Source organism: Actinoplanes oryzae, assembly GCF_030757795.1.
GTDB lineage: Bacteria > Actinomycetota > Actinomycetes > Mycobacteriales > Micromonosporaceae > Actinoplanes.
Window position 1 is genome coordinate 92,573 of the sequence record NZ_JAUQWH010000003.1, and the last position, 25,288, is coordinate 117,860.

Consider the following 25,288-nt stretch of genomic DNA (forward strand, 5'->3'; position numbering starts at 1 on the left):
GAAGACGGTGGCAGCTCGATCCCTGGCAGGTGCGCTCGCGGTCACGACGGTGGCCGGGGCGCTGACGACCGCGGCCGGCGCGCCGCCGGCGGAAACCGCGGCGGCACCGGTGGCGGCAGCGGTAGCGGCACCGGTGGCATCGGCGGCGGGGACGCGGACGGCGGCCCGGGCCGAGGCGCTGATCCCGGCCGTGGTGTCGCAGCGGCGGCCCGCGCGGGTGGTCAGCACGGTGCTCGACGGCGCCGGGCGGCCGGTGATCGAGGTGCGGACGGTGACCGACCGGGCGGCCGCGCGGGAGCTGGTACGCGACGGGGGCGAGATCGATGCCGTCGCGCGCACCCTGGAGGCGCCGGCCGGGCCGGATCCCTACCGGGCGAGCCAGTGGGATCTGGCCACGATCGGCGCGGCCGGGGCGTGGCAGCGGTCGACCGGCGCCGGGGTGGTCGTCGCGGTGATCGACACCGGGGTGGACGCCGGGCATCCGGATCTGGCGGGACAGGTGCTGCCGGGGATCGACCTGGTGGCCGGCACGTCCGGGACCAGCACCGATCCCCACGGCCACGGCACGCACGTGGCGGGCACGATCGCCGCGCTGACCGGCAACGGGGTGGGCGTCTCCTCGGTCGCACCCGAGGCCCGGATCCTGCCGGTCCGGGTGCTCGACGCGGACGGCAGCGGCGACATGTCGGACGTCGCGACCGGCATCGTGTACGCGGCCGACCACGGCGCGGATGTCATCAACCTGTCGCTGGGATCCACGACGCAGCTGACGGCGGTGACGCAGGCGGTCGCGTACGCGCGGGGCAGGGGCGTCACCGTGGTCGCCGCCGCGGGCAACGACGGGCAGAAGGGCAGCCCGGTCAGCTACCCGGGCGCCGACGCGGGCGTGATCGCGGCCGCCGCCACCGACTCGTCGGACCAGGTCGCCGCCTACTCGACCCGGGGCAGCTACGTCGACGTGGCCGCGCCGGGCAACGGCATCCTCAGCACCTACCCCACGAGCCTGGGCGGCTACGCGACCGAGAGCGGCACGTCCATGGCGTCGCCGCACGTCGCCGCGGTGGCCGCGCTGCTGCGGGCGTACCGGCCGGCCTGGACCCCGGACGACATCGAGCGGATCCTCGAGGACACCGCCGTGGATCTCGGGGCCGACGGCAGGGACACCAGCTCCGGGTACGGCCGCATCGACGCCCTCGCGGCCCTGACGGCGGCCGCCCCGGCGACCACCGCCCCCGCAACCACCCCGGCGACCACCATCCCAGCGACCACCCCGGCGAGCGCCACCCCGGCGCCGAGCCCGACCACCGTCACGCCCTCCCCCACCGCGACGCACACCCCGCTCCCGACGGCCACCGCGACCTCGGCCCCGGCGACGCCCGCGCCCCAGCTGACCCCGGTCGTCACAGTCGTCGCCGGCACCCGGGTCGTGAACTACGGCGACCGGATCACCACCCGCTGGACCGTCACCGGCGGGGGCAGGGCGATGGGCGGCCACCCGGTGCGGATCTGCACGTCGACCGCCGGCAAGGCCTTCGCATGCACGACCGGCGTGACGACATCCGGCGGCACCGTGACGGTGTCCGCCACCGCGACGGCCGCCCGCGCGGTCCGGCTCACCGTGCCCGCCACCGCCACCTCGGTCGCCGTGACCTCGGCGGTGACGACCTACTCGGTACGTCCGCGCGTCGCCGTCACCCGCACCGGCGTGCACACCGTCCGGATCACGATGGCCGGCGTCGGCGGGCAGCGCGTGCAGCTCCAGCGCTGGACCGGATCCAGCTGGCGGACGGCCGGATCCTACGCGGCCGCGACCAGCCGCACGGTGCGCAACCTCGTCGCCGGCGCCCGCTACCGCGTGCTCGTCCCCGCGACGACCACCCTGGCCGCCACGACCAGCGCGACGGTCAAGGCCTGAGCACGGGCATCGCCGCCGCGAGCATGGCCCGCCAGTGCGGCAGCGGCGCGACGCCCGTCCCGGCCCACCGGTCGTGGCCGAGCACGCTGTAGGCCGGCCGGCGGGCGGGACGCCGGAACCGGTCGCTCGTCGTCGGCCGGACCCGGGAAGGATCCAGCCCGGCCTCCTCGAACACCGCCCGCGCCAGCCCGTGCCACGTCGTGGAGCCGGCCGCGGTGCCGTGATAGACGCCGGGCGGCGCGGCCGACGTCGCCAGGGCGACCAGCTGCCGGGCGAGGGCGAGCGACCACGTCGGCGGCCCCTGCTGATCGGTGACCACGTCGACGGTGTCGTGGGACCCGGCCAGCCGCAACATCGTGCGCACGAAGTTCGGCCCATGCTCGCCGTAGAGCCACGCCGTCCGCACCACGTATCCGCCGTGGGCCAGCACGGCCCGCTCCCCCGCGGCCTTGGCATGTCCGTAGGCGTTGACGGGATCCACGGGCGCGTCCTCCGCGTACGGAGAAGCCGCCGTGCCCGGGAACACGTAGTCCGTGGAGATGTGGATCAGGCGCTTCCCCGCTACGGCGGCGAGCCCGGCGACAGCGTCCCCGTTGACCGCCACCGCGGCAGATCGGTCGGTCTCGGCCCCGTCGACATCGGTCCATGCGGCCGTGTTCACCACCACATCCACACCGGCGACCGCCGCACGGACCGCCGCCGCGTCGGTGATGTCGAGGTCCGACCGGGTCGCGGCGATGACGTCGGCACCGGCCAGCACGTCGCACACATCCCGGCCGAGCATGCCGCCGGCGCCGGTGACGAGCCAGCGCATCAGCGGGCGGCCCGGTTCTTCAGCGGCTCCCACCAGTCGCGATGGTCGCGGTACCAGGCGACGGTGGAGGCGAGCCCGGCCTCGAGCGTGATCTGCGGGGCGTACCCGAGCTCCGCGCTGATCTTCGTGATGTCCAGCGAGTAGCGCCGGTCGTGGCCCTTGCGGTCGGTCACCGGGCGCACGCTGTCCCAGCCGGCGCCGCACGCCTCGAGCAGCTTGCCGGTCAGCTCCTTGTTCGACAGCTCGGTGCCGCCGCCGATGTGGTAGACCTCGCCGGCGCGGCCCTTCTCCAGGGCGAGCTGGATCCCGCGGCAGTGGTCGGAGACGTGCAGCCAGTCGCGGATGTTGCCGCCGTCGCCGTAGAGCGGGACCGGTTCGCCGTCGAGCAGGTTGGTGACGAAGAGCGGGATGACCTTCTCGGGGAACTGGTAGGGCCCGTAGTTGTTGGAGCAGCGGGTCACCACGACGTCCATGCCGTGGGTGCGGTGCGCGGCGAGGGCCAGCAGGTCCGAGCCGGCCTTCGACGCCGCGTACGGCGAGTTGGGGGCGAGGGGCCACGTCTCGGTCCACGAGCCCTGGTCGATGGATCCGTACACCTCGTCGGTGGACACGTGCAGGAAACGCCCGACCCCGGCGGCGCGCGCCGCATCGAGCAGCACCTGGGTGCCGAGCACGTTGGTGGTGACGAACGGGAGCGCGCCGGCGATCGAGCGGTCCACATGCGACTCGGCGGCGAAATGCACCACCGCGTCGTGACCCGGGAGCAGCTGCCGCACGAGATCGGCGTCGCCGATGTCGCCCCGCACGAAATCGAGGCGTGGGGAGGAGGGGAGGTTCGCACGATTGCCCGAATAGGACAACAGGTCCAGAACAGTCACGGACGCGCCCGCCGCACCGGGGAATTCATCCCGCAGGAGGGCGCGTACATAGGCCGATCCGATGAATCCGGCGCCGCCGGTCACGAAAATCCGCACGACTGGCGAGTGTACCGGCCGGGCGGCCGCCGCATAGCGTGAAGCCGTGCGTGGAATCCTGCTCGCCGGTGGCACCGGCTCGCGGCTCTGGCCGATCACGAGGGCCATGTCCAAACAGCTCATGCCGATCTTCGACAAACCGATGATCTACTATCCGCTGACCACGCTGGTGTCGGCCGGGATCCGGGAGATTCTCGTGATCACGACGCCGGAGGACCAGCCCCATTTCGAGCGCCTGCTGGGCGACGGCAGCCGGCTCGGGCTCGCCATTTCCTATGCGCGGCAACCCGAGCCCGACGGCATCGCCCAGGCCTTCCGGATCGGTGCCGATTTCCTCGCCGGCGAGCCGGTCGCGCTCGTGCTCGGCGACAACATCTTCCACGGCCCGGGGCTCGGGCGGCAGCTGGCCCGGTTCGCCCGGCCGGACGGGGGGCGCGTGTTCGCGTACCCGGTGGCCGACCCGCACCGCTACGGCGTGGTGGAGTTCGACGACACCGGCAAGGTGGTGTCCATCGAGGAGAAGCCCGAGAAGCCGAAGAGCACGTACGTCGTGCCGGGCCTCTACTTCTACGACGGCGACGTCGCGGACATCGCGGCCGGCCTGACGCCCAGCGAGCGCGGCGAGCTGGAGATCACCGCCGTCAACGAGGAGTACCTGCGGCGCGGCAAGCTCGACGTGACCGTCCTCGACCGCGGCACCGTGTGGCTGGACACGGGCACGTTCCAGTCCATGGTGCAGGCCTCCGAGTACGTCCGGGTCATCGAGGAGCGGCAGGGCTTGAAGGTCGGCTGCGTCGAGGAGGCCGCGTGGCGCCTCGGGTTCATCGACGACGACCGGCTGCGGGAGCTGGCGCAGCCGTTGCTGAAGAGCGGCTACGGCGACTATCTGCTGCGGTTGCTGGCCTCCGGGCCGTACGGAGGTGTGCTGTGAAGGTGCGTCCGCTGGCCGTCGAGGGGGCGTTCGAGGTGACCCCGGTGCAGCACGGCGACGCGCGCGGCACGTTCCTGGAGTGGTACCGCTTCGACGCGCTCGCCGCCGCCGTGGGCCACCCGCTCGACCTCGCGCAGGCGAACCTCTCCACGTCGGCCCGGGGCTCGGTCCGCGGCATCCACTTCGCCGACGTGCCGCCGGGGCAGGCGAAGTACGTGACCTGCGTGACCGGCGCGATCCTGGACGTGGTGGTGGATCTGCGGGTCGGTTCCCCCACCTTCGGCGCCTGGGAGAGCGTGACGCTGGACGACAGGGACCGGCGCGCCGTCTATCTGGCCGAGGGCCTGGGGCACGGCTTCTGCGCGCTGACCGAGGGGGCGACGGTGGCGTACCTCTGCTCGAGCACCTACCGGCCCGGGCACGAGCACGGCATCGACCCGCTCGACCCGGAACTGGGCATCCCCTGGCCCGCCGACACCCCGCTGCTGTCCACAAAGGATGCCGCGGCGCCGTCGCTCGCGGCCGCGGCCGCCGCGGGGCTGCTGCCGACCCTCGCGGATTGTTCGGCGTTCATCGAAACAAAGCGTCGGATTTAATACAAACCAAATCTCCGTAGGTTCTATTGACGTCCAGCTATCGCCGAGATAAGCGAGGGCGCCATTCAGGCACGGCTTGTACGGCCCGGATCGGGTTCGTCCGATCCGGGCACCTTGCCCCCGAGCGTTCCTCGCATCATCCGATTCGCCATTCGTCTCGAACGATAGGGTGAGGCGCCGCCCGAGGTTTCTTAGCAGTCTTTTAAGTAGGTCCCGGGGCACCGCCGGGGACCCGTCCCCCCGGCGCCGCCACGCGCCCCGCGGGGACCCGAGCTCTGGCTGCCCCTCACCGCAGCCGATCACGGAGGACAGGCGTGCAGACGATCGATCCGTTCTCGGCCGTCGACACCATCGAGGTGAAACCCCAGTTCAACCCCGATCTCGACACCCGCTACCGAGGGCCGGCGACCACCACCGGCTGGCGCACCCGCTACGTGCTCGCCGCCCTGATGGTGGACGTGGCGGTCGGCATCACCGCCGCGTCGGCGGCATTGTTCCTGCGTTTCGGTCCCGCGCCGGCGCATCCGTTCCTCCACGAGTACTTACTGCTCACGCTGCTTTTCCCGCTGGCCTGGACAAGCGTGCTCGCGCTGAACCGAGCGTACGAGGCACGACATTTGTTCGTGGGCACCGACGAATACGCGCGGGTGGTCCGGTCCGGCCTCGGGCTGACCGCGACGCTGGCCATTGTCTCGTTCGCGTTCGACCTGCGGCTGGCGCGCGGATACGTGATCATCGCGGTCCCGCTGGCCACGCTCGCCGGGGTCGTCGCCCGCTTCGCGCTGCGCCGGCTGCTGCACCGCAGCTGGTCCCGCGGCGAGCGGCTGCACCGCGTCGTCCTGGTGGGGCACGCCCGGGCCGTCGCCGACATGACCCGGCGGCTGCGCCACGAGAGCCACCACGGGCTCGGCATCGTCGGCGCCTGCCTGCCGCCCGGCGCTCCCGTCGAGGCCCCGCCGGGGCTGCCACCGGTCTACGGCACCTTCGAGGGGGTCGCCGCGGCCGTCGCACTGTCCGGTGCGGACACCGTGGTCGTGTTGTCCTGCCCCGAGATCGACGGTGTCGCGCTGCGCCGGCTCGCCTGGCAGCTCGAGCGCGACGACATCGACCTCATCCTCGCGAGCACCCTGGTCGACGTGGCCGGCGACCGCACGACGATCCGCCCGGTGGACGGCCTGCCGATGCTGCACGTCGAGCATCCGCGGCTCAAGGGCAGCACCCGGGTCATCAAGGCCGCCTTCGACCGGGTCGGCGCCCTGGCGCTGCTGCTCCTCGCCGCGCCGGTGCTCGCCGTCGTGGCGCTGCTGGTCGCCACCGGACCGGGCGGGCGCGGCCCGGTGGTGTTCCGGCAGGAGCGGGTCGGCAAGGACGGGCAGCCGTTCACGCTCTTCAAGTTCCGCACGATGGTGGTGAACGCCGAGGCGATCCTGGCCGAGCTGCGCGACCGCAACGAGAGCGACGGCGAGCTGTTCAAGATGCGCGAGGACCCGCGCATCACGCCCGTCGGCCGGTGGCTGCGCCGCTTCTCGCTCGACGAGCTGCCCCAGCTGGTCAACGTGCTCAAGGGCGACATGTCGCTGGTCGGCCCGCGGCCGCCGCTGGCCCGCGAGGTGGCCGGCTATCCGGCGGACATGCGCCGGCGGCTCGTGGTCAAGCCCGGCCTGACCGGCCTGTGGCAGGTGTCGGGCCGTTCGGATCTGTCGTGGGAGGAGTCGATCCGGCTCGACCTCACGTACGTCGAGAACTGGTCCCTCGCCATGGACCTGGCCATCCTCGGCCGCACGCTGAGCGCCGTCCTGCGCAGCTCCGGCGCCTACTGAGCGACAGCGGAAGGGCCGGCTCCCCAGCGGAGCCGGCCCTTCTTTGTGCGGTGCGACAGGGGAAGGTCAGTGCGTGCTGGAAACCAGCGCGCTGCGCGGCGGGCGGGGCTCGTCGACGGGCGGCCACCCCGCGGACCACACGGCCCGCTCGCGCCACACCGCGGCCCAGTCGACCCCCCGCGCGCGATCGCGGCCCAGCACGGCCTTTCCGGCCGCCCGCAACCCCACCCCCGCCTTCATCAGCGACAGCGCGAGCCGGGCGCGGGGAGACGACCAATGATTGCGTACGTACGTAGCCTTGCCGCGCAGAATCTTGATGCGCTGCCCCTCGGAGCTCGACGAGGCGCCCCCCACGTGCACGACGGCTGCATCGGGCACCACCACCGGGCGCGCGCCCAGCGCCGCTGCTCGCGTGCACAGGTCGATGTCGTCGCTGTAGAGGAAGTACTGGGGGTCGAAGCCGCCCAGCTCGTCGAAGAGCTCGCGGTCGACGAACATGCAGCAGCCCGACACGGCCGGGACCTCGCGGGCGCTGCGCCGGTCGTAGCCGGGCAGACCCTCGGGGTTGAGCCACCGGCTGCCCGCGAAGACCGTGGACAGCCCGGTGGCGAAGCCCGCGTAGCCGCGCAGGCTCGGCAGGCCCCACGCGCAGAACATGTCGTCGGTGCCGTCGGCGTGCAGCGTGCGCCCGGTGTAGACCCGGTTGCCGGGGTGCTGCCGCGCGAAGCGGGCGAGCTCGGTCACCGGGTGCCCCACCGGCACGGTGTCCGGGTTGAGGAAGAGCAGGTGCCGTCCCGTACTGGCGGCTGCTCCGCGGTTGATGCCCCGCCCCCAGCCGACGTTGTCCGTCAACCGGATCAGCCGCACGCCGGGGAAGTCCCGGGCGATCGCGCCGGCGGAGTCGTCGGAGGAGGCGTTGTCCACCACCGTGATGTCGAACGTCACGTCGGGGGTGCGGCTGGCGATCAGCTCGCGCAGGCAGCGGCGGGTCAGCTCGCTGGTGTTGTAGGAGACGACGACGACGGAGACGTCGGGCCGGCTCACCGGGACACCCCCGCGGCGCCCCGGACGCGGGCCCGGGCGCTGCCGGCCAGCAGCCGCACGGCGAACGGCACGTCGTCGACGAGATAGCGGCGCATGAGCCGGCGTGGCTCGCTGACCAGCCGGTGCACCCATTCCAGGCCGCGCTCCTGCATCCAGCCCGGGGCCCGCGAATGCACGCCCGCCACGAAGCCGATCGCGGCACCGCAGCCCATGAACCAGGTCTGGGGCAGCTCCGGGCGCAGCCGGGCGATGACGCGCTCCTGCTTGGGGAAGCCGAAGCCCGCGAACACGAAGTCCGGGGCGGTCCCGGCGACCTCGGCGCAGACCTCCGCGTACTCCTGCGGGCGGGTGTCGAAGCCCAGCGACGGGCTCAGCTGTCCCGCGACCTTCAGGGCCGGGAACCGTTCCCGCAGCACGTCCGCGGCGCGGCTCGCGGTGCCGGGCTCGCCGCCGAGCAGATAGACGCTGCGGCCCGCCTCGGCCATCCCGGCGGAAATGCTCCAGATGAGATCCGCGCCGGCCACCCGTTCGGGCAGGGGACTTCCGGCTATCCGGCTGGCCCAGACGAGGGGTTTGCCGTCGGCCACCACGATTTCGGACGATTCCAGAAGGTGCCGGGATTCGGCGTCTCGCACGACTCGGCGAAGAATGTCCACATTGGGCGTGACGATATTCCCGCCGCGCCCGGCGGCCAGCTCGTCGAGCACCCGCGTGACCACCTCCGCCTGACGCAGGGGGTCAAATTGGACACTTGACAACAAGACCGGAACTCGTTGCGGGACAAGGGAATCGGAGGCTTCCTGAGTCACCTTCACATCAGCAACCTATCGACGGAGACGATCGCGGCAAGGCGACGTTCGGCCGATCCGTGTGTCGACTATGCGATAAGCCCTCGTCCATTCACCCCATTCCCGCCGGCGAATACGGGCGCCAGCATCACAGCATGACCGTCAGCGTGCTGATCCCTGCCTTCAACGAGGAGACCGGGATCGGAATTGCCCTGCGACGCCTGGCCGGCAGCCAGGTGCGGGAGATCGTCGTCGCCGCCAACGGCTGCACCGACCGCACCGCGGAGACCGCCCGGGAGCTGGGCGCGCGCGTGGTCGAGATCGCCACGCCGTCGAAGTCCGCCGCCCTCACCGCGGCGGACCGGGTGGCCACCGGCGACGTGCGCGTCTACCTGGACGCCGACGTGCCCGCGAGCCCGGAGCTGATCCGGCGGCTGGCCGAGGCCGTGGCGCGGCCGGGCATCGAGGCGGCGGTCCCCCGGCCGGTCGTCGACGCCACGGGCAGCACCTGGCCGGTGCGCGCCTACTACGCCGTCAACTCGCGCCTGCCGGTCTTCCGCGGACGGCTCTTCGGGCGGGGCGTCATCGCGCTCTCCGCGGCGGCCCGCGCCCGGTTCACCGACTTCCCGCCGCTGACCGCGGACGACATGTTCCTCGACGCGGTGGTCGCGCCCGGGGAGAAGACCGAGATCGACGTGCCGGTACGCGTGGTGGCCCCGCGGACGGCCGGCGACCTGATCCGCCGGGTCGCCCGGGCCCGCGACGGCAACGACGAGTTCCGGCGCTACCTGGCGACCAGCCCGTTCCGGGCGGCGGCGGCCCCGGACAACACCTCGTGGCTGCGCGACGTCGTGCTGCGCCGGCCGTGGCTCGCCCCGGCGGCGGTCGTCTATGTCGCCGTGGTGCTGCTGGCCGAGCGGAAGCGGCGGTCGCCGTCGTGGGACGTGCGGTCGGGCTGGGGGCGTCCGGCGATCCCGCGGCAGCGCCGCTCGGACGACTCGCTGGCGAAGCGACCGTGACGGCGACCCGCACCCGCATCCTCGTCACCGCCGGATCCGCTCTCGTCCTGCTCGTCGCGGCCCTCACCGTGGCCGTGCTGCGCCGCGGCGACGAGCCACCGGCCGCCACGCCGGCCCCTTCGCGGGCCGCCACGGTCTCGTTCTTCACCGCCGCGGACACCTCCGGCGCCACCATGGATCCCGCCGAGCGCCCGGTGGAGCTGGGCCTGCGGTTCGCCACCCGGACGGCGGGCGCCCTGACCGCCGTACGCTTCCTCAAGGCCGACGGCGACCTCGGCCCGCACCGCGTCACGCTGTGGTCGGGCAAGGGCGAGAAGCTCGCGAGCGCCGACGTGGCGCACGAGTCGCCGTCGGGCTGGCAGGAGGTGCCGCTGCCCGCGCCGGTGGGCCTCGAGCCCGGCCGCGAGTACGTCGTCTCGTACCACACGTCGCGCTACAAGGTGTCCTCCGGCTGGTTCGCCGACCGGGCGGCCGAGGCGGGGCCGCTGGTGACGTCCGGGGCGGGGCTGTACGCCTACGGGGAGGGCGACTTCCCGACCCAGAGCTTCTCGGCCAGCAACTACTGGGTGGACGTGGTGTTCGCGCCCGGGATGGCGGCGCCGGGCACGGTCCCCCCGCAGGCGGCGAGCGCGGCGACCGACCTCGACCTGCCGCGCGTGCCGTGGGAGGGCGGTCCCGGCTACTACGCGAAGTACGCGAAGAAGTGGACCGACCCGGAGTTCTTCCCGATCGGCGTCTGGTACGAGGGCGTCCACTCCCAGGCCGACATCGACCTGGACCGCTCGGCGGGCCTCAACACGTACGTGATGCTGACCGCCGACTCCGATCTGAAGCTCATCAGGAGCAACGGCATGCACGCCATGACCGCGGACAAGCGCCCCGGCAGCGGGGACGAGACCACCGCGTGGATCCTCAACGACGAGGTGGACATGTGGGCGGGCGCCGGCACCGGCGCGTGGACCGGCAAGTACCCCGGCGAGGGCACGCCCTGCCGCTCGGGCAAGCAGGACTGCGGCTTCGACGTGATGACGAGACTGGCCCGGGACCTGCCGGCCGGCGACGGGCGGATGCGTTACGCGAACTTCGGCAAGGGCATCATGTTCTGGCAGTCCGACGCCGACGCGAGCAAGTTCGTCAACGCGTGGACCACGGTGGTGTCCAACGACGTCTACTGGTACACCGATCCGAACGTCTGCGGATCCCCCTCCGAGGGGCCGCGCATCGGCGTCACGCGGGAGACCTGCCGCCGGGCCGCGAACTACGGCCGGACGATGGACCGGATGCGCGAGGTCGACGCCATGGACGGCAAGCGCCAGCCGGTGTACGCCTTCGTCGAGGTCGGCCATCCCTTCGAGGACGCCGGCGCGCCGACCATCACGGGCGACCAGGTCGCCGGGGCGGTCATGAACTCGCTCATCCACGAGGCGCGCGGGGTCCTCTACTTCAACCACAACTTCGGCGGCGACTGCGTGTCCCAGCACGTGCTGCGCGACGCCTGCGGCGCCCGGGTGCGGCCGGTGGTCACCGAGCTCAACCGGCGGATCCGCGAGCTGGCGCCGGTGCTCAACACCCAGTCGTACTCCTTCGAGCTGAACCCGCGCATGGACACCATGCTCAAGGCGCACGACGGCGCGTTCTACGTCTTCGCGATGCCGGGGCGCGACGGCGGGACGGGCGAGCAGAAGCTGACCCTCCCCTTGGGAGTCACCGGCTCCTCCGCGGAGGTCCTGTTCGAGGACCGCGAGGTGCCGATCGCCGGCGGCGCGATCACCGACACGTTCGCGCAGGAGTTCTCGTACCACGTCTATCGCATCGAAGCCTGACCGGCGACACTGAACTGAACCACCACTCTTGAGGGGTAGAAGTGGATTTTTGGGACCTTACCAAGCTGATGTTCCGGCGTTGGTATGTCTCCGTGCCCCTGTTCCTCGTGGCGATCGGCGCCACCCTCTTCGTCGCCTCCCGGGTGGAGCCGGACTACGTGGCGACCAGCTACGTCCAGCTCGTGCCGCCCGCGATCACGCCCAAGGCGGTCGACGACACCAAGGCCACCGCCCGCAACCCGTGGCTGGACCTGGGGCTCGCGTCGCTGACCAAGGCCGGCATGATCTCCGTGCAGGACCAGAAGGTGGTCAAGCAGCTGCACGACGCCGGCTTCAGCGACGACTTCACGGCGACGCAGGACCCGCAGCTGCCCATCGTCACGTTCGAGGTGATCGGCGACGACGAGGCGCAGGCCACCCTCACGTCGGAGCGGCTCATCAAGCACTTCTCCGACACGGTGGGGACGCTGCAGAAGGACTACGGCGCCCCGAAGGATCAGATGATCACCGCGCGGCGCCTCGACCTGGGCGACAACATCGAGGAGTCGACCTCGAAGGTCAAGCGGGCGCTCATCGCGGTCGCCGGGGTCGGCGCCCTGCTCGCCGCGGCACTGACGGTGGCCGCCGACGCGCTGCTGCGCCGCCGCTCCCGCAGGCGGGCCGCCGCAGCCGCCGCACAGCCCGCCGCGACCCCCGAGACCGTCGCGCCCACCGGGGCGGCATCCGCATCCCCAGGGGCGCCCGCCGCATCTTCGGGGGCGGCATCCGCATCTCCGGGGGCGGCCGCGGCATCCGGCGTGCCGGCCATCGCCTCCGTGCTGCCCGAGCAGCGCGTGGCGGCGCCGGCCGGGCCCGCCGCCCCGGTCGCGGCCGCCGGCGACGAAACGCAGGTCATCCCCCGGCGACCCGGTGAGGAGACCGTCGTGCTGCCGTCGCCGGGCGGCGCCAACGGGAGCAAGCGTCCTTGAGCGTCCTGCCGCACCCGACCGACCTCGAGCCGTCGCTGCTGGCCCGGGGCACCTACGCGAGCCGGCGGCGCTTCACCAAGCTCGACGCGGCGGGCCTGCTCAGCCTCATGGTGTGCCTGGTGATGCTGATCCCGGCGCGGCTCATCATCCCGGCGCTCAGCGAGGTGGGGCGCCCGGCCGTGCTGCTCGGCATCGGGCTCTGGTGCTGGTGGGTGCTGGTCCGCTTCAACCCGCGGCTCATGGTCGGCGGCCCGCAGCCCCTGCGGTGGTCCGTCCTGGCCTACATGGTCGCGCTGCTCATCTCGTACGCCGCCGGCTACTGGCGTGGCCTGACGGCGATGGAGGCCAACGGTGCCGACCGGGCGCTGCTGGCGGCGCTGGCCTTCACCGGTGTCATCCTGACCGCGGCCGACGGGATCCCGAACTGGGACCGGCTGCGCGGGGTGCTGCGCGTGCTCGTGTGGTGCGCCACGGTCGTCGCCTTCCTGGGTCTCGTGCAGTTCGCCTTCTGGCTCGACTTCACCCAGTACGTGTCGATCCCGGGCCTGTCCTCCAACGGCGTGGAGCCCGGCTTCGAGCTGCGCGGCGGGGCGATCCGGGTGGCGAGCACGATGACGCACTACATCGAGTTCAGCACGGTCATGGCCATGACGCTGCCCTTCGCCATCCACTTCGCCCGGTTCGCGCCGCGGCGGCGGACCCGGCAGCTCTTCGCCGTCGCCGCGGTCATCATCGCGGCCGCGGTCCCGGCCACGGTCTCCCGCACCGGCTTCGTGGCCATCGGGATCGCGCTGCTCGTGATGCTGCCGGTGTGGGGCTGGCGGATGCGCTACAACATGGCCGCGATCGGGCTCGTCCTCGTGACCGGGCTGATGCTCGTGCGCCCGTCGCTCATGAACACGCTCGTCGATCTCTTCGCCAACGCCGGCACGGACACCAGCATCACCACCCGCACCAAGCGGTACGAAATGGTCGGCTATTACTTCTCACAAAGGCCGTGGTTCGGGCGCGGCACCGGCACCTGGATCTCCCCGCAATATCAATTCCTCGACAATCAATGGCTCGCCCAGGCGCTGAGCACCGGCGTGATCGGCGTGGCGATGCTGGCCCTGCTGCACCTCTGCGCGATCGCGCTGGCCTGGATCGCGGCGCGCCGGGCGACGACGGCCGAGGACCGTCACCTGTGCACGGCACTCATCGCGACGCAGGTGATCGCGCTGGTGGTGGCCGCCTTCTTCGACTCGCTCAGCTTCAGCACGTACACCATGGTGCTGGCCCTGACGGTCGGCCTGACCGGTGCCGTGTGGCGGCTGACGCACCCGGCCCGGATGATCCGCACGACGCTTCCGCGGAAATTGCTCTCCTGACGACCGGCGATTGTGGACCGAATGGCGGAGCCCGGCCGGACGCGGCGGCGATAACTTCACGACGGGGGCCTTTCGGGGCCGGCGTGGGGGAGAAACATCGTGCATCAATTCCGGGGAATCCTGTCTTTCGCCGTCGCTGTCGTGCTGGGCGTCGCCGGGGGCGCGGTCGCCGTCGCCACGGCGGCCGCGGCGGATCCGTGCGCGCCCGTGGTGAATCCCATCGTGTGCGAGAACAGCAAGCCGGGCTCGCCCAAGGAGGAGTGGGACATCCTCGGGGCGGGCGACGACTCGATCCAGGGCTTCGGCACGGACATCAGCGTCGATGCCGGCCAGCGGATCGACTTCAAGATAAAGACCGACGCGCCCGCCTTCGACATCGACGTCTACCGGCTCGGCTGGTACGACGGCAAGGGCGCCCGGCACATCACCCCGCTGACCGCGGACGCGGCGGTCGCCAACGACCAGCCCGACTGCGCCACCAACGCGACCACCAGCATCTTCGACTGCGGCGAGTGGGGCGTCACGGCGTCGTGGGACGTGCCGGCGACGCAGGTCTCCGGGGTCTACATCGCCAAGCTGCACCGGCCCGACACCGGCGGCTCGAGCCACATCATCTTCGTGGTGCGCGACGACACGAGCACATCGGACCTGTTCTTCCAGACCTCGGACGCGACGTGGCAGGCGTACAACCTCTACGGCGGCGCCGACTTCTACGAGGGCGGGGAGAACGGGCGGGCGTACAAGACGAGCTACAACCGCCCGTTCGCCACCCGCGGCGCCATGGAGGGCCGGGACTTCTTCTTCAGCGCCGAGTATCCGATGGTGCGGTTCCTGGAGCGCAACGGCTACGACCTGAGCTACACCACGAACATCGACAGCGACCGGCGCGGACAGCTCATCTCCCACCACAAGGTGTTCGTCACCAACGGCCACGACGAGTACTGGTCGGCGGCGCAGCGCACGCACGTCGAGCAGGCCCGGGACGCGGGCACGCATCTCGCCTTCTTCAGCGGCAACGACGTCTACTGGCGGACGCGGTACGAGCCGAGCACGGCCGGGGATCCCACCCCGTACCGCACGCTCACCTGTTACAAGGAGACGTGGGCGGAGACGGACACGCTGGATCCCACGAGTCAGTGGACGGGCACGTGGCGGGACCCGCGGTTCAGTCCCCCGGCCACGGGCGGCGGGAACCCGGAGAACGCGCTCATCGGCACGGCGTACATGGCGAACTCGACCGACCTGCCGATGACCGTGCCCGCCGCGCAGGGCAAGTACCGGCTGTGGCGCAACACCACGGTCGCCGACCTGACCTCGGGGCTGGCGACGCTCGCCCCGCACACCGTCGGCTACGAGTCGAACGAGGACCTGGACAACGGCTTCCGGCCCGCCGGGCTGATCCGGCTGTCCACCACGACCGGCCCGACCCCCGAGTACCTGCTGGACTGGGGCAAGAACGTCGCGGCGGGCACCACGACGCACCACATGACGATGTACCGCGCGGCCGGCGGCGCGCTGGTGTTCTCCGCGGGCACGATCCAGTGGGCGTGGGGCCTCGACGACTACCACGACGGCGACGTGCAACCGGTCGACGAGCGGATGCAGCAGGCGACGGTCAACCTCTTCGCCGACATGAACGTGCAGCCGGCCACGCTGATGGGCACCCTCGACCCGGCCACGGCGTCGTCGGATACGACCGCGCCGACGGTGTCCGTCACCTCCCCGGCCGCGACCACCACGGTCGCCGACGGATCCCAGGTGACGCTGTCCGGCACGGCGAGCGACGTGGGGGGACGGGTCGCGGGCGTCGAGGTGTCCACCGACTCGGGCGCCAGCTGGCACCCCGCAACCGGGACGACCTCCTGGACGTACGCCTTCCACGCCACCGGCCTCGGCGCGCAGGTGGTCCAGGTGCGGGCCGTCGACGACAGCGTGAACATCGGCACCCCGGCGACCCGGCAGTTCCTGCTCACCGGCAAGAACACGCTGTTCGGTGACCGGGTGCCGGCCACCACCGCGGCGGGCGACGCCACGGCGCTGGAGCTGGGCGTGAAGTTCGAGCCCGGCGTCGAGGGGTTCGTGACGGGGCTGCGGTTCTACAAGGGGCCGGGCAACACGGGGACGCACACCGGCAGCCTCTGGACGGCCGGCGGCGAGCGGCTGGCGACGGGCGTCTACACCAACGAGACCGCGAACGGCTGGCAGACGCTGAAGCTGGCCAAGCCGGTCGAGGTGCAGCCCGGGAGCACGTACGTCGTCTCCTACTTCGCCCCGAACGGGCACTACGCGGCCGACGCCAAGGCGTTCGCGCTCAACGCCTGGGAGGCCGGCCCGCTCACCGCGCCGCGCTCGGCCACGACCGGCGGCAACGGGGTCTTCGGCTACGGGACGGGCTTCCCGGAGCGCAGCTACGACGACACCAACTACTACGTCGACGTGCAGTTCATCTCCAGCGCGAGCGCGCCGCCGGCGCCGGTGGCGACGACGCCGCTCGACAACGCCAGCGGCGTCGACCCGGCGGTGCACCCGTCCGTGGTGTTCACCAAGCCGCTCGCGGCCTCGACGATCGACTTCACGGTCAAGGACGGCACGGGCGCCGCGGTGGACGGGAGCGTCGCGTACAGCGCGGCGACGAAGACGGCGACCTTCACGCCGGCGGATCCGCTGCAGGCCGCCACCGCCTACACCGCGCGGGTCACGGCGACCGACACCAACGGCATCGCCACCGAGGAACCCGTCACGTGGACGTTCACCACCGACCTGGATCCCTCGGTCAAGAAGTTGTTCGCGAACGACGCCGTGCCCTCGGTGGGCAGCAGCGACGAGTCCGCGCCGATCGAGGTGGGCACCCGGTTCGTGCCCCTGACCAGCGGGAAGATCGTCGGGCTGCGCTACTGGCAGGGCCCCGGCAACACGGGCACCCACACGGGCACGCTGTGGTCGGCGGACCAGCAGGTCCTGCGGCAGGTGACGTTCGGCCCGGAGTCGGGCAACGGCTGGCAGACGGCGGTGTTCGACAGCCCGGTGCAGGTCGAGGCCGGCGGGTCGTACGTGATCTCCTACTTCGCGCCCAATGGCGGGTACGCGTACACGTCGGGCTTCTTCGGATCCCCCTGGACCAGCGGGCTGCTGCGCGCACCCGGCGGGGCCAACGGCGTCTTCCGGTACGGATCCAGCGGCTTCCCGGCCCAGTCCTACGGCTCGGCGAACTACTGGGTCGACCCGCTCTTCCTGCCCGACGCCGATGCCGGTCCCACGCCCGCGCCGGCCGGGGTGACCGTCTTCGGGGCCGGCGACCTGCCGGCGGACGTCGAGTACGCCGACCACGACCCCATCAACGTCGGCGTGCGGATCATCCCGGACGTGGACGGCACGATCACCGGCATGCGGTTCTACAAGGGCCCGGGCAACATCGGCAAGCACGTCGGCACGCTGTGGACCGCGGACGGCGACCCGCTCGCCTCGGCGACCTTCGGCGCGGAGACCGCCTCCGGCTGGCAGTCGGTCCGCTTCCCGACACCCGTGGAGGTCACCGCGGGAACGACCTATGTGGTCAGCTATCACACGGCGGTCGGGCTGTACTCGGCCACCATCAACGGTTTCGCGCAAGCCGGCGTCGTCAGCGTGCCGCTGCGGGTCCCGCAGAGCGGCGGGATGTTCGGCTACGGCACCAACGGCTTCCCGGGCCAGGGATCCAACCACAACTTCTGGGTCGACGTGTACTTCGTGGAATAGGACCTTCATGACACAGACGCTCGCCTCCCGGGCGGGCCGGGCGCTGGGCTGGAGCTTCGCCAGCACCGCGCTCGCCCGCCTGGGCACCCTCGCGATCGGGATCGCCCTGGCCCGGATCCTCGGGCCGCGGGAGTTCGGCACGTTCGCCGTCGCCATGGTGGCGCTGCTGGCCGTGCTGAGCTTCAACGAGCTCGGCGTCTCGCTGGCGATCGTCCGGTGGCCCGGCGACCCCGCCCGGGTGGTCCCGACGGTGGCCACCATCTCGATCGCCGCCAGTGCCGCCGTCTACGCGGCGTGCTGGCTGGGCGCCCCGGCGTTCGCCCGGCTCATGGGCGATGCCGGTGCGGCTCCCGTCGTACGCGTGCTGGCGCTCTGTGTCCTGGTGAACGGCATCGTCGCCGCGCCGGCCGCGCTGCTGCAACGGCACTTCCGCCAGGGCCGCAAGATGATCGCCGACCAGGTCACCACCTGGCTGGGCTCCTTCGTGTCGATCGGCTGCGCGCTGGGCGGCCTCGGCGCCATGAGCCTCGCGTACGGGCAGCTCACCGGCGCGGTCCTCGGCGGCGTCCTGCTCGCCGCCTTCGCCCCGGCCGGCCTGCGCCCCGGCTTCGACCGCGCCACGGCCCGCGAACTGCTGCGCTTCGGCCTGCCCCTGGCCGGCTCGAGCATCATCGTCTTCGCCGTGGCCAACATCGACCGGCTGCTCGTCGGCGCGGTCCTCGGCCCGGTGCCGCTCGGCTTCTACGTCCTGGCCGTCAACCTCTCCAACTGGCCGGTCACCATGTTCTCCCAGCCGGTCCGCGCGGTCGCCCCGGCGGCGCTGGCCCGCCTGCAGCACGATCCCGCCGCCATGCGAGCCACCTTCCTGTCCACCGCCGGGCTGCTGACCTCCCTCACCATGCCGGTGTGCCTCCTGCTCGCCGTGGCCGCCGACCCGCTGATCCGCCTGGTCTACGGCACCACGTGGGGCCCGGCGGCGGACGTGCTGCCGTGGCTGGCCCTGCTCGGCGCGCTGCGCATCGTCTTCGAGCTGATCTACGACTACTTCGTCGTGCTCGCCGACACCCGCGTCGTCCTCACCGTCCAGATCCTCTGGCTGGCCGCCCTGATCCCGGCGATCTGGCTCGGCGCCCGCTCCGGCGGCTCCCCCGGCGCCGCGGCGGCCCAGCTCGCGGTCGGCCTCGCGGTCGTGCTTCCCCTTTACCTGTACGAGCTCCGGCGCGCCGGCATCGCCCCGCGCGCGTTCCTGGCCCGGCTGGCGGTGCCCGTGCTGGGCGCATCCGTCGCGGCCGGACTGGCATACGTCGCCGGCCGGACTGTGCCCACCGATCTCGGCTCGCTGGCCGCGATGGGCGTCGTCGGGGCCGGGGCGCTGGGGCTTCTGCTCCACCGGTCGCGGCGGTCGCTGCGGGAGCTGCGCGCGATGGGACAGCCGTAGTCTGGCCGCATGACCGACTTCCGCACCGCGGTGGAAGCCCGCGACCCGTCCGCCATCGCCGCGACCCTGGCCGAGACCGTCGTCTTCCGGAGCCCGGTGGCATTCAAGCCGTACCGGGGCAAGGCCCTCACCGCCGCGATCCTGCGCGGCGTGCTGCGGGTCTTCGAGGACTTCCGCTACGTCCGCGAGCTGAGCGGCGGCGACGGCCGGGACCACGCGCTGGTCTTCACGGCCCGGATCGGCGACGTGGCGGTCGAGGGCTGCGACTTCCTGCACCTCGACGACGACGGCCTGATCGACGAGTTCACGGTCATGGTCCGCCCCCTCTCCGCCGCCCAGACCCTGGCCGCCGCCATGGCCGCCCAGTTCGACCGCATCCAGCAGGAGGCCGCCATCGACTCACCCCCGCAGGCGGCAGACGCACCCCCGCAGGCGATGGACTCACCCCGTCAGGCCACCGACGCACCCCGTCAGTGAGCGCCGGCTCCCCGGCCCTCAGCCGCTGCACTCGCGTGTCCCCGCCGTGGTCCCCTACCCTCGCCGCGGCTGATCGAGCAGCGCCTCGAGGCCACGCTCGAACAGCTCGTCGTCGTTCCAGCGGCCCGCGTCGAGGTGCCCCTCGGCGTGGAGCACCGGGTAGGCGCCCGGGTCCGCCGTGATGTGCCGGCGGGCATCTCCCCCGGCCGCCGTCGCCTCCGTCAGGGCGGAGCCGATCACGAAGTTGGCCAGCAGCCGGGTGAAGACGGCCAGCTCCAGGCCGGTCCGGCCGCCCCGGATCAGCGCCGCCTGAAGAAACTCGGTGCGGGCCAGAACATGCGGCCCGAGCACCGGCCGGCCGACCAGAGCGGGCGCCCACGGATGGCGCAGCATGACCGCCCGCCAGCCCGTGAGCACATGCCGGACGTCGTCCCGCCAGTCCGGGGCGGCCCCGGGCAGCGGCAGCTCCCCGAAGATGTGGTCGAAGGCCAGGTCGAGAACATTCTCCCGGGTCCGCACATGCCAGTAGAGCGCGGTGGCGGTCACCCCGAGCCCCTCGGCGAGCCGCCGCATCGTCAGGCCGGCGCTCCCGTCCCGATCGAGCAGCGCGATCGCGGCGCCCACGATCAACTCCCGGCTCAGCGGCGACGCCCGCCGCCGGCGCCCCGGATCACGCAGGAAAATCGATTCCACCGCCCCACCTTAACGGCGTTAACTTAAGCCATGCCGACGGTCCGCGTTCAGCTCGCCTCCGACCCCACGACCGCCCGCCGCGTCCGGCGCCTGCACCAGGCCGACAAAATCCACCACGACTCCCGCGAGGCCGCCCGTGCCGAGGTCCGGCGCCTCGGCTGGACCCCGGCCGCCGACCCCGTCTTCATCGGCCTCACCAACGGCAACCCGCCCCGCCTCATCTACGAAACCGAGGTCGACTCGGAAACAACCCGCTGACCGGCGCGCCGCCGGACGGCGCGTGCCGGTCAGCGGCGTGCGGCGCGGAGCGCGGTGGACGACGTCGCGGCCAACTCCGGCCGGGCGGGCAGGAGCAGCGTCGGCACGCCCAGCGACTCGCTCGCCGCGGCCAGGCGGGACTCCTGCTCGTAGTCGGTGGCGTTACGGACGCCGCGGATGATCACTGTGTGGCCGTGGCTGTGGCAGTAGTCCGCGGTCAGGCCGTGCCAGGCGAGCACCGACGGTGGTCCAGCCCGCCGGGAAAGGCGTGCGATCTCGGCCGCCGGTCGGGACGGGTGCTTAGCCCGGGCCGCCGGGGGCATCAGGCGGGGCATGATGAGCGACGCGGTGCTGCGGGCCGGGGTGGCCGAGCTGGTGGGACGCGAGCCGCGGTTCGCCCAGGTGGTCGAGCGGCACGGGTTTCCGCTGGTGTGGGGGCGGGAGCCGGGGTTCGGAACGCTGGTGCACATTCTGCTGGAGCAGCAGGTGTCGCTGGCGTCGGCGCGGGCGGCGTTCGAGCGGTTGGAGCGGCTCGGGCCGGTGACGGCCGGGAGCCTGCGGAAGCTCGACGACGCGCAGCTCAAGGCGGTGGGCTTCAGCCGGCAGAAGGCCCGGTACGCGCGGGCGCTGGCCGACGCGGTGGCGAGCGGGGAGCTGGTCCTGGAGGAGCTCGGCGGGCTCGATGACGACGATGTCGATCGGGCGCTGCGGCAGCTGCCCGGCATCGGCCCGTGGACGTCGTCGATCTACCGGCTGTCCGCGCTGGGGCGGCCCGACGCGTGGCCGGTCGGAGACTTGGCCGTGGCCGCCGGGATCGCGGAGCTGTGGCAGCTGCCGCGCGTGCCGGCCGCGGCGGAGGCTCAGGAGCGCGCCGAGGCGTGGCGGCCCTGGCGGGCGGTGGCGGCCCGGCTGCTGTGGCAGCACTACCTGGGCGAGCGGCGGGCGGCGATCACGACGCGCTCGCCGGGGAAGACGTCGAGCACCCGGCCGGCCGGACGCAGATAGCGCGACTGATAGTCCGAGCCGCCCAGGTCGTCGAGGATCGAGAAGCCGAGCCGGGTCAGGGAAGACGGCTCGAAGGCGGTCCGCCAGCGCAGCCGGCGCCGCCACCCGGCGTACCGCGGATCGTCGAACACGCTGTGCGGCAGGTAGGTGAAGATGAAACGGCTCCCGGGCGGCAGCGCGGCGGCGTACGCGAGCACATGCTCCAACGACGACAGGTACATGCTGACCGCCTCGCACAGCACCAGCGCCGGCTGGCCGGGCACCACGGGCACGGGCTCCCGGGCGAGGTCGATCGGGGCGTAGCGAACGTGCTCCGGCAGCGCGCCCAGCGCCCGTACCACCGCTGCCTTCTTGGTGTCCTGCACGCGGGGCAGGTCCAGTTCCCACACGTCGGGCATCGGCATCCGGTAGGGCCGCGTGTCCATGCCCGCGCCGAGGACGACCACCTGCGAGAGCCCGTCGGCGAGCGCCTCCCGGCAGGCGTCGTCGATGGCGCGCGTGCGGCAGACGACCGCGCCGTAGAAGCCGGGGCCCGCCCGGTCCAGCGTGCGCAGGAAGCCCTGCCGCAGCAGGCGGTGCCGGGTGACGACCGCGGGCCAGCCGGTCAGGAAGCGCTCGGCGAGCGGGTCGTCGAAGAGCGGCGGGGAGGCGTACCGTTCCAGCGCCCGCATCATGCCGGCGCCGGACGCGGTGTCCTCCACATCGGTCATTCCGGCGCCCGGTAACCGACCATCCAGGCCGGGCGGAGGCGGTACATGCGGATGTCCGGCCCCCAGGTCAGCGGCGACGTGCCGTAGTGGGCCGTCCAGTGCTCGATGATCTCCGCGAAGCCCGGATCGTCCGCGGAGAGCTCCTCCGCGCGCCCGTGGCTGAAGACGGCCAGCCGCTCGCCGTCCACGTGGGCGACGCTGACGGCCGGGCGCTTGCGCAGGTGCTTGGCCTTCGCGGCGGTGCCGGACGTGCCGAAGGTCCACGTGCCGTGCAGGAAATGGCCGTCGAGCGCGCTGATCCGGGGCTCGCCGGCGGCGGTCACCGTGGCGACGCTGAGCACCTTCATGCCGGTCAGCAACCTGACCAGGTCGGCGGCGGTCACGGCGCGGTCGTCGCTGACGATCTCGCGCAGGTGGGCGGTCGCTCCCGCGCGCGACTCGTCGAGCAGCTTCTGCAGGGCGACGACTTCCGGCGGCGTCTCCAGCACCGTTTCACGCTAGCGTCTGAGGGCCGACTGGGCGAGGGTCGCGGCGTTGAAGTCGTCGCGGCGCTGGGTGCCGCGAAGGGCCTCGTACTTGCGATTGACCTTGTAGGCGAGCAGCCCCGCCGCCGATCGCGCCATGGTGGCCGGCCCGGAGCGCCGCCCGGACACCGCCGCGCGGTAGATGTCGAGCTGGACGTCGGCGGCGTGCTGGAGGCTGAAGCGCTCCACGGCCAGATCCCGGCCGTACTGGCCGAGTTTGGCGCGCAGGATCGGGTCGTCGAGCAGCCGCAGCAGCGCCGCCCGCAGCCGGTCCGCGCCGCCCGTGCCGTCCCCGAGGCCGTACCAGCCCTGGTGCAGGAAGAGGTCCACGGTGTCCGGCGTCAGCAGCTCCCAGAAGCCCCGCTCGCCCTGCACGACCAGGGGACGGCCGAAGGACAGGGCGCGCAGCGCGGAGCTGCCCATGCCGAGCATGACGTCGGCTGCCGCGTACGCGGGCCGGGGGTCCCGCAGCTCGCCGGTGAGCACCACCGCCCGGCGTCCCGCCCGGGCGTTGGCCGCGGAGGCGCGCGCCTCGACCTCGGCGCGGGCGGTGCCGTCCCCGGCGACGATCAGCCGCACGGGCCGGGTGGCCGCCAGCTCCCCGACCACGTCGACGGCCGTGAGGACGCCCTCCAGCTTGAGTTCCGGCACGAGCCTGCTGACGACCGCGATGTCCACGAAGTCGCCGTCGAGGGAGAAGGAGCGCCGGAACTCGTCGACGGGCAGCCCGGGCGCGTTGGTGCGCACGTCGACCGGGGGCTCGATGAGGTACGTCGGGCCGGGGCGGCGGGCGGCGGTGTGCTCGCGCAGCGCCTCGGTGCCCACGACGAGCGGCATCCGGGCCGGGAGGAAGGGCGCCACGGCCATCGACATGATGGTGCACACGGCGGCGGCGTCCGGATCCCCGTACGTGGCAGCGGCCGCCTCCAGCGCCGGCGGCCACTCGTAGCCGTGCACGATGTCGAACCTCCGGGTCCGGACCAGGTCGCGGATCTGGCGGACGAGGGCCGGGGCGGGCCGCCGCCTGTACCCGGCCAGCGGCACGAACTCGAGGCCCAGGCTCTCGATGAGGGCGGTCAGCGGGCCGGGGTCGCCCATCACGGTCACCTCGTGGCCGAGGTCGCGGATGGTCGCGCCCAGCTCGATCGCGTTGATCTGGCTGCCGCCGATCTCCAGGGAGTGCGGGAAGACCAGGATTCTCACGGCGTCTCCTGACGTAGGCCGGCGAGGCGGGCGAGCGCGCCCGCGCGGTGGGTCCAGGTGTGCCGGGCGGCGAGCTCGCGCCGCTGCCGGACCAGATCGGGTGTACGCGGCCGGCCCAGCGCCGCCCGCACGGCGGCCGCGAAACCGGCGGGACCGGCGGCCACGGTGACCAGCGAGGAGCCGAGCCACTCGTTGGCGGGCAGCGGCGTGGACACCACGTCGCGCCCGGCGGCCAGGTATTCCAGCGTCTTGAGCGGGAAGCTGGCGCGGTTGAACGCGGTGTCCGCGTAGGGCGTCAGCCCCACGTCGATGACCCGCAGATAGCCGGGCAGCTCGGCGAACGGCTTGGGGCCGGTGTGCACGACGTTGGGCCGCCCGGCGAGGGCCGAGAAGCGCGCGGCCTGGTAGCCGGGTGCCACCGGGCCGACGACCAGCAGGGAGCAGCCGGTGTCCGCGACGGCTTCGAGCAGGGCCAGGTCGATGCGGTCGTTGACGTAGCCGACGAACCCGGCGACCGGGCCGGTCAGGGCGGCGTCGGCGGGAACCGGGGCGGTGTCCACGCCCGCGTACGCGCCGGGGTCGCACCCGGTCGGGACCACGGTCGCGGTGACTCCCAGGGACGCGTACCGGGCGCCGAGGGGACCCGACACGGCCGCGACCGCATCCGCGCGCCGCAGGACCGCATCCTCCTGGGCGACGATCCGCTCGCGGGGGATGCCGAACAGCTCGGCCCCGGCGACGAGGTCGTCGGTGGCGTAGAAGACGGTCCGGCGGGCGGGCACCGCGCCGAGCAGCGGTTCGGTGCGGGTGGTGACCATCGCAGCGACCGGCGTACGCGACTCGCCGTAGAGCGTGGCGGCGGCGTTGCGGATCGCCCGGCGCATCAGGGGCGGCACCAGGCGGTGGGCGCCCGGGCGGTACATGCCGGGGGTGACCCGCGGCGCGAGGCGGGCGAGGCCGGGGCGCAGCACGCTCAGCGGCGGCAGCTTCCACGACTCGGCGAGCTGCGGGTTGCGCAGCCGGGTCAGCGCGGACACCGGCGGGTCGACGTAGAGCACCGGGGTCAGCCGGGACAGCTCGTCGGCGACGTGCCGGTCGGTGCCGGCCGGCCCGTCGTACTGCGTGCTGGCGACGTAGACGAGCAGGTCGCCGCGCGACCCGCCGAGCTTGCCGGTCACTGTTCTCC

At 72.8% G+C, this 25,288-nt stretch carries 23 protein-coding genes; 13 read left to right on the top strand and 10 right to left on the bottom strand.

The window, feature by feature from the left end; genetic code table 11:
• Positions 1-7 precede the first annotated feature (7 nt).
• Positions 8-1,915: a S8 family serine peptidase gene (locus tag RBH18_RS02240; protein ID WP_306204132.1), complete on the top strand. Its 1,908-nt coding sequence runs from the start codon at positions 8-10 to the stop codon at positions 1,913-1,915.
• Here the strand turns inward: RBH18_RS02240 and rfbD are convergent.
• Positions 1,905-2,729, bottom strand: coding sequence for a dTDP-4-dehydrorhamnose reductase (rfbD, locus tag RBH18_RS02245; RefSeq protein ID WP_306204186.1), 825 nt, complete (start codon positions 2,727-2,729; stop codon positions 1,905-1,907). The genes RBH18_RS02240 and rfbD overlap by 11 nt on opposite strands.
• Complete coding sequence (gene rfbB / locus RBH18_RS02250; protein WP_306204133.1) at positions 2,729-3,703, bottom strand: dTDP-glucose 4,6-dehydratase; 975 nt, start codon at positions 3,701-3,703, stop codon at positions 2,729-2,731. The genes rfbD and rfbB overlap by 1 nt, the downstream gene beginning before the upstream one ends.
• Before the next feature lie 46 nt (positions 3,704-3,749).
• Between rfbB and rfbA the strand changes: the two genes are divergently transcribed.
• The 3 genes from rfbA to RBH18_RS02265 all read left to right on the top strand — a co-directional run bounded on the left by rfbA (position 3,750) and on the right by RBH18_RS02265 (position 7,050).
• The gene (gene rfbA, locus RBH18_RS02255) at positions 3,750-4,634 is read left to right on the top strand and encodes a glucose-1-phosphate thymidylyltransferase RfbA (protein WP_306204134.1); all 885 of its coding nucleotides are present in this window, start codon (positions 3,750-3,752) and stop codon (positions 4,632-4,634) included.
• Positions 4,631-5,230 carry a dTDP-4-dehydrorhamnose 3,5-epimerase family protein gene (locus RBH18_RS02260; protein ID WP_306204135.1) on the top strand — a complete coding sequence of 200 codons (600 nt, stop codon included), beginning with the start codon at positions 4,631-4,633 and terminating at the stop codon, positions 5,228-5,230. Before rfbA ends, RBH18_RS02260 begins: the two co-directional genes overlap by 4 nt.
• A gap of 314 nt (positions 5,231-5,544) precedes the next feature.
• Positions 5,545-7,050, top strand: a complete 1,506-nt coding sequence (locus RBH18_RS02265; protein ID WP_306204136.1) for a sugar transferase — start codon at positions 5,545-5,547, stop codon at positions 7,048-7,050.
• Between the two features lie 66 nt (positions 7,051-7,116).
• On the opposite strand, the gene RBH18_RS02270 is transcribed toward RBH18_RS02265, so the two are convergent.
• Both RBH18_RS02270 and RBH18_RS02275 read right to left on the bottom strand, forming a co-directional pair.
• On the bottom strand, positions 7,117-8,094 hold the full coding sequence (locus RBH18_RS02270) for a glycosyltransferase family 2 protein (protein ID WP_306204137.1): 978 nt from the start codon (positions 8,092-8,094) through the stop codon (positions 7,117-7,119).
• The gene (locus RBH18_RS02275) at positions 8,091-8,801 is read right to left on the bottom strand and encodes a WecB/TagA/CpsF family glycosyltransferase (protein WP_306204138.1); all 711 of its coding nucleotides are present in this window, start codon (positions 8,799-8,801) and stop codon (positions 8,091-8,093) included. The genes RBH18_RS02270 and RBH18_RS02275 overlap by 4 nt, the downstream gene beginning before the upstream one ends.
• A gap of 236 nt (positions 8,802-9,037) precedes the next feature.
• Here RBH18_RS02275 and RBH18_RS02280 point away from each other — a divergent pair, with 236 nt between their 5' ends.
• The 7 genes from RBH18_RS02280 to RBH18_RS02310 all read left to right on the top strand — a co-directional run bounded on the left by RBH18_RS02280 (position 9,038) and on the right by RBH18_RS02310 (position 19,709).
• Complete coding sequence (locus RBH18_RS02280; protein WP_306204139.1) at positions 9,038-9,901, top strand: glycosyltransferase family 2 protein; 864 nt, start codon at positions 9,038-9,040, stop codon at positions 9,899-9,901.
• Entirely contained in the window at positions 9,898-11,724 is a 1,827-nt protein-coding gene (locus RBH18_RS02285) for a DUF4082 domain-containing protein (RefSeq protein WP_306204140.1), read from the top strand. The genes RBH18_RS02280 and RBH18_RS02285 overlap by 4 nt, the downstream gene beginning before the upstream one ends.
• 92 nt (positions 11,725-11,816) lie before the next feature.
• Positions 11,817-12,692, top strand: coding sequence for a hypothetical protein (locus RBH18_RS02290; RefSeq protein ID WP_306204141.1), 876 nt, complete (start codon positions 11,817-11,819; stop codon positions 12,690-12,692).
• The gene (locus tag RBH18_RS02295) at positions 12,689-14,059 is read left to right on the top strand and encodes an O-antigen ligase family protein (RefSeq protein WP_306204142.1); all 1,371 of its coding nucleotides are present in this window, start codon (positions 12,689-12,691) and stop codon (positions 14,057-14,059) included. Before RBH18_RS02290 ends, RBH18_RS02295 begins: the two co-directional genes overlap by 4 nt.
• Positions 14,060-14,158: 99 nt before the next feature.
• On the top strand, positions 14,159-17,794 hold the full coding sequence (locus tag RBH18_RS02300; RefSeq protein WP_306204143.1) for a DUF4082 domain-containing protein: 3,636 nt from the start codon (positions 14,159-14,161) through the stop codon (positions 17,792-17,794).
• 7 nt (positions 17,795-17,801) lie between these two features.
• Positions 17,802-19,232 carry a lipopolysaccharide biosynthesis protein gene (locus RBH18_RS02305; protein WP_306204144.1) on the top strand — a complete coding sequence of 477 codons (1,431 nt, stop codon included), beginning with the start codon at positions 17,802-17,804 and terminating at the stop codon, positions 19,230-19,232.
• A 9-nt stretch (positions 19,233-19,241) separates the two neighbouring features.
• Positions 19,242-19,709: a nuclear transport factor 2 family protein gene (locus RBH18_RS02310; protein WP_306204145.1), complete on the top strand. Its 468-nt coding sequence runs from the start codon at positions 19,242-19,244 to the stop codon at positions 19,707-19,709.
• A gap of 54 nt (positions 19,710-19,763) precedes the next feature.
• Here the strand turns inward: RBH18_RS02310 and RBH18_RS02315 are convergent, their stop codons facing one another.
• Complete coding sequence (locus RBH18_RS02315; protein ID WP_306204146.1) at positions 19,764-20,402, bottom strand: TetR/AcrR family transcriptional regulator; 639 nt, start codon at positions 20,400-20,402, stop codon at positions 19,764-19,766.
• A 30-nt stretch (positions 20,403-20,432) separates the two neighbouring features.
• On the opposite strand from RBH18_RS02315, the gene RBH18_RS02320 reads away from it, so the two are divergent.
• A complete protein-coding gene (locus tag RBH18_RS02320; RefSeq protein WP_306204147.1) occupies positions 20,433-20,660 on the top strand; it encodes a hypothetical protein in 228 nt (75 codons plus the stop codon).
• A gap of 29 nt (positions 20,661-20,689) precedes the next feature.
• Here RBH18_RS02320 and RBH18_RS02325 read toward each other — a convergent pair whose 3' ends face one another.
• On the bottom strand, positions 20,690-20,899 hold the full coding sequence (locus tag RBH18_RS02325; RefSeq protein ID WP_306204148.1) for a nucleotidyl transferase family protein: 210 nt from the start codon (positions 20,897-20,899) through the stop codon (positions 20,690-20,692).
• Positions 20,900-20,993: 94 nt separating this feature from the next.
• Here RBH18_RS02325 and RBH18_RS02330 point away from each other — a divergent pair, with 94 nt between their 5' ends.
• Positions 20,994-21,665 (top strand): DNA-3-methyladenine glycosylase family protein, encoded by a 672-nt coding sequence (locus RBH18_RS02330; RefSeq protein ID WP_306204149.1) that lies wholly within the window; start codon positions 20,994-20,996, stop codon positions 21,663-21,665.
• On the opposite strand, the gene RBH18_RS02335 is transcribed toward RBH18_RS02330, so the two are convergent.
• The 4 genes from RBH18_RS02335 to RBH18_RS02350 are packed head-to-tail and all read right to left on the bottom strand — an operon-like array spanning position 21,584 to position 25,280.
• Positions 21,584-22,375: a class I SAM-dependent methyltransferase gene (locus RBH18_RS02335; RefSeq protein WP_306204150.1), complete on the bottom strand. Its 792-nt coding sequence runs from the start codon at positions 22,373-22,375 to the stop codon at positions 21,584-21,586. The genes RBH18_RS02330 and RBH18_RS02335 overlap by 82 nt on opposite strands.
• Entirely contained in the window at positions 22,372-22,863 is a 492-nt protein-coding gene (locus tag RBH18_RS02340; RefSeq protein ID WP_306204151.1) for a pyridoxamine 5'-phosphate oxidase family protein, read from the bottom strand. The genes RBH18_RS02335 and RBH18_RS02340 overlap by 4 nt, the downstream gene beginning before the upstream one ends.
• Before the next feature lie 9 nt (positions 22,864-22,872).
• Complete coding sequence (locus tag RBH18_RS02345) at positions 22,873-24,102, bottom strand: glycosyltransferase family 4 protein (RefSeq protein ID WP_306204153.1); 1,230 nt, start codon at positions 24,100-24,102, stop codon at positions 22,873-22,875.
• Entirely contained in the window at positions 24,099-25,280 is a 1,182-nt protein-coding gene (locus RBH18_RS02350) for a glycosyltransferase (protein WP_306204155.1), read from the bottom strand. Before RBH18_RS02350 ends, RBH18_RS02345 begins: the two co-directional genes overlap by 4 nt.
• Positions 25,281-25,288 lie beyond the last annotated feature (8 nt).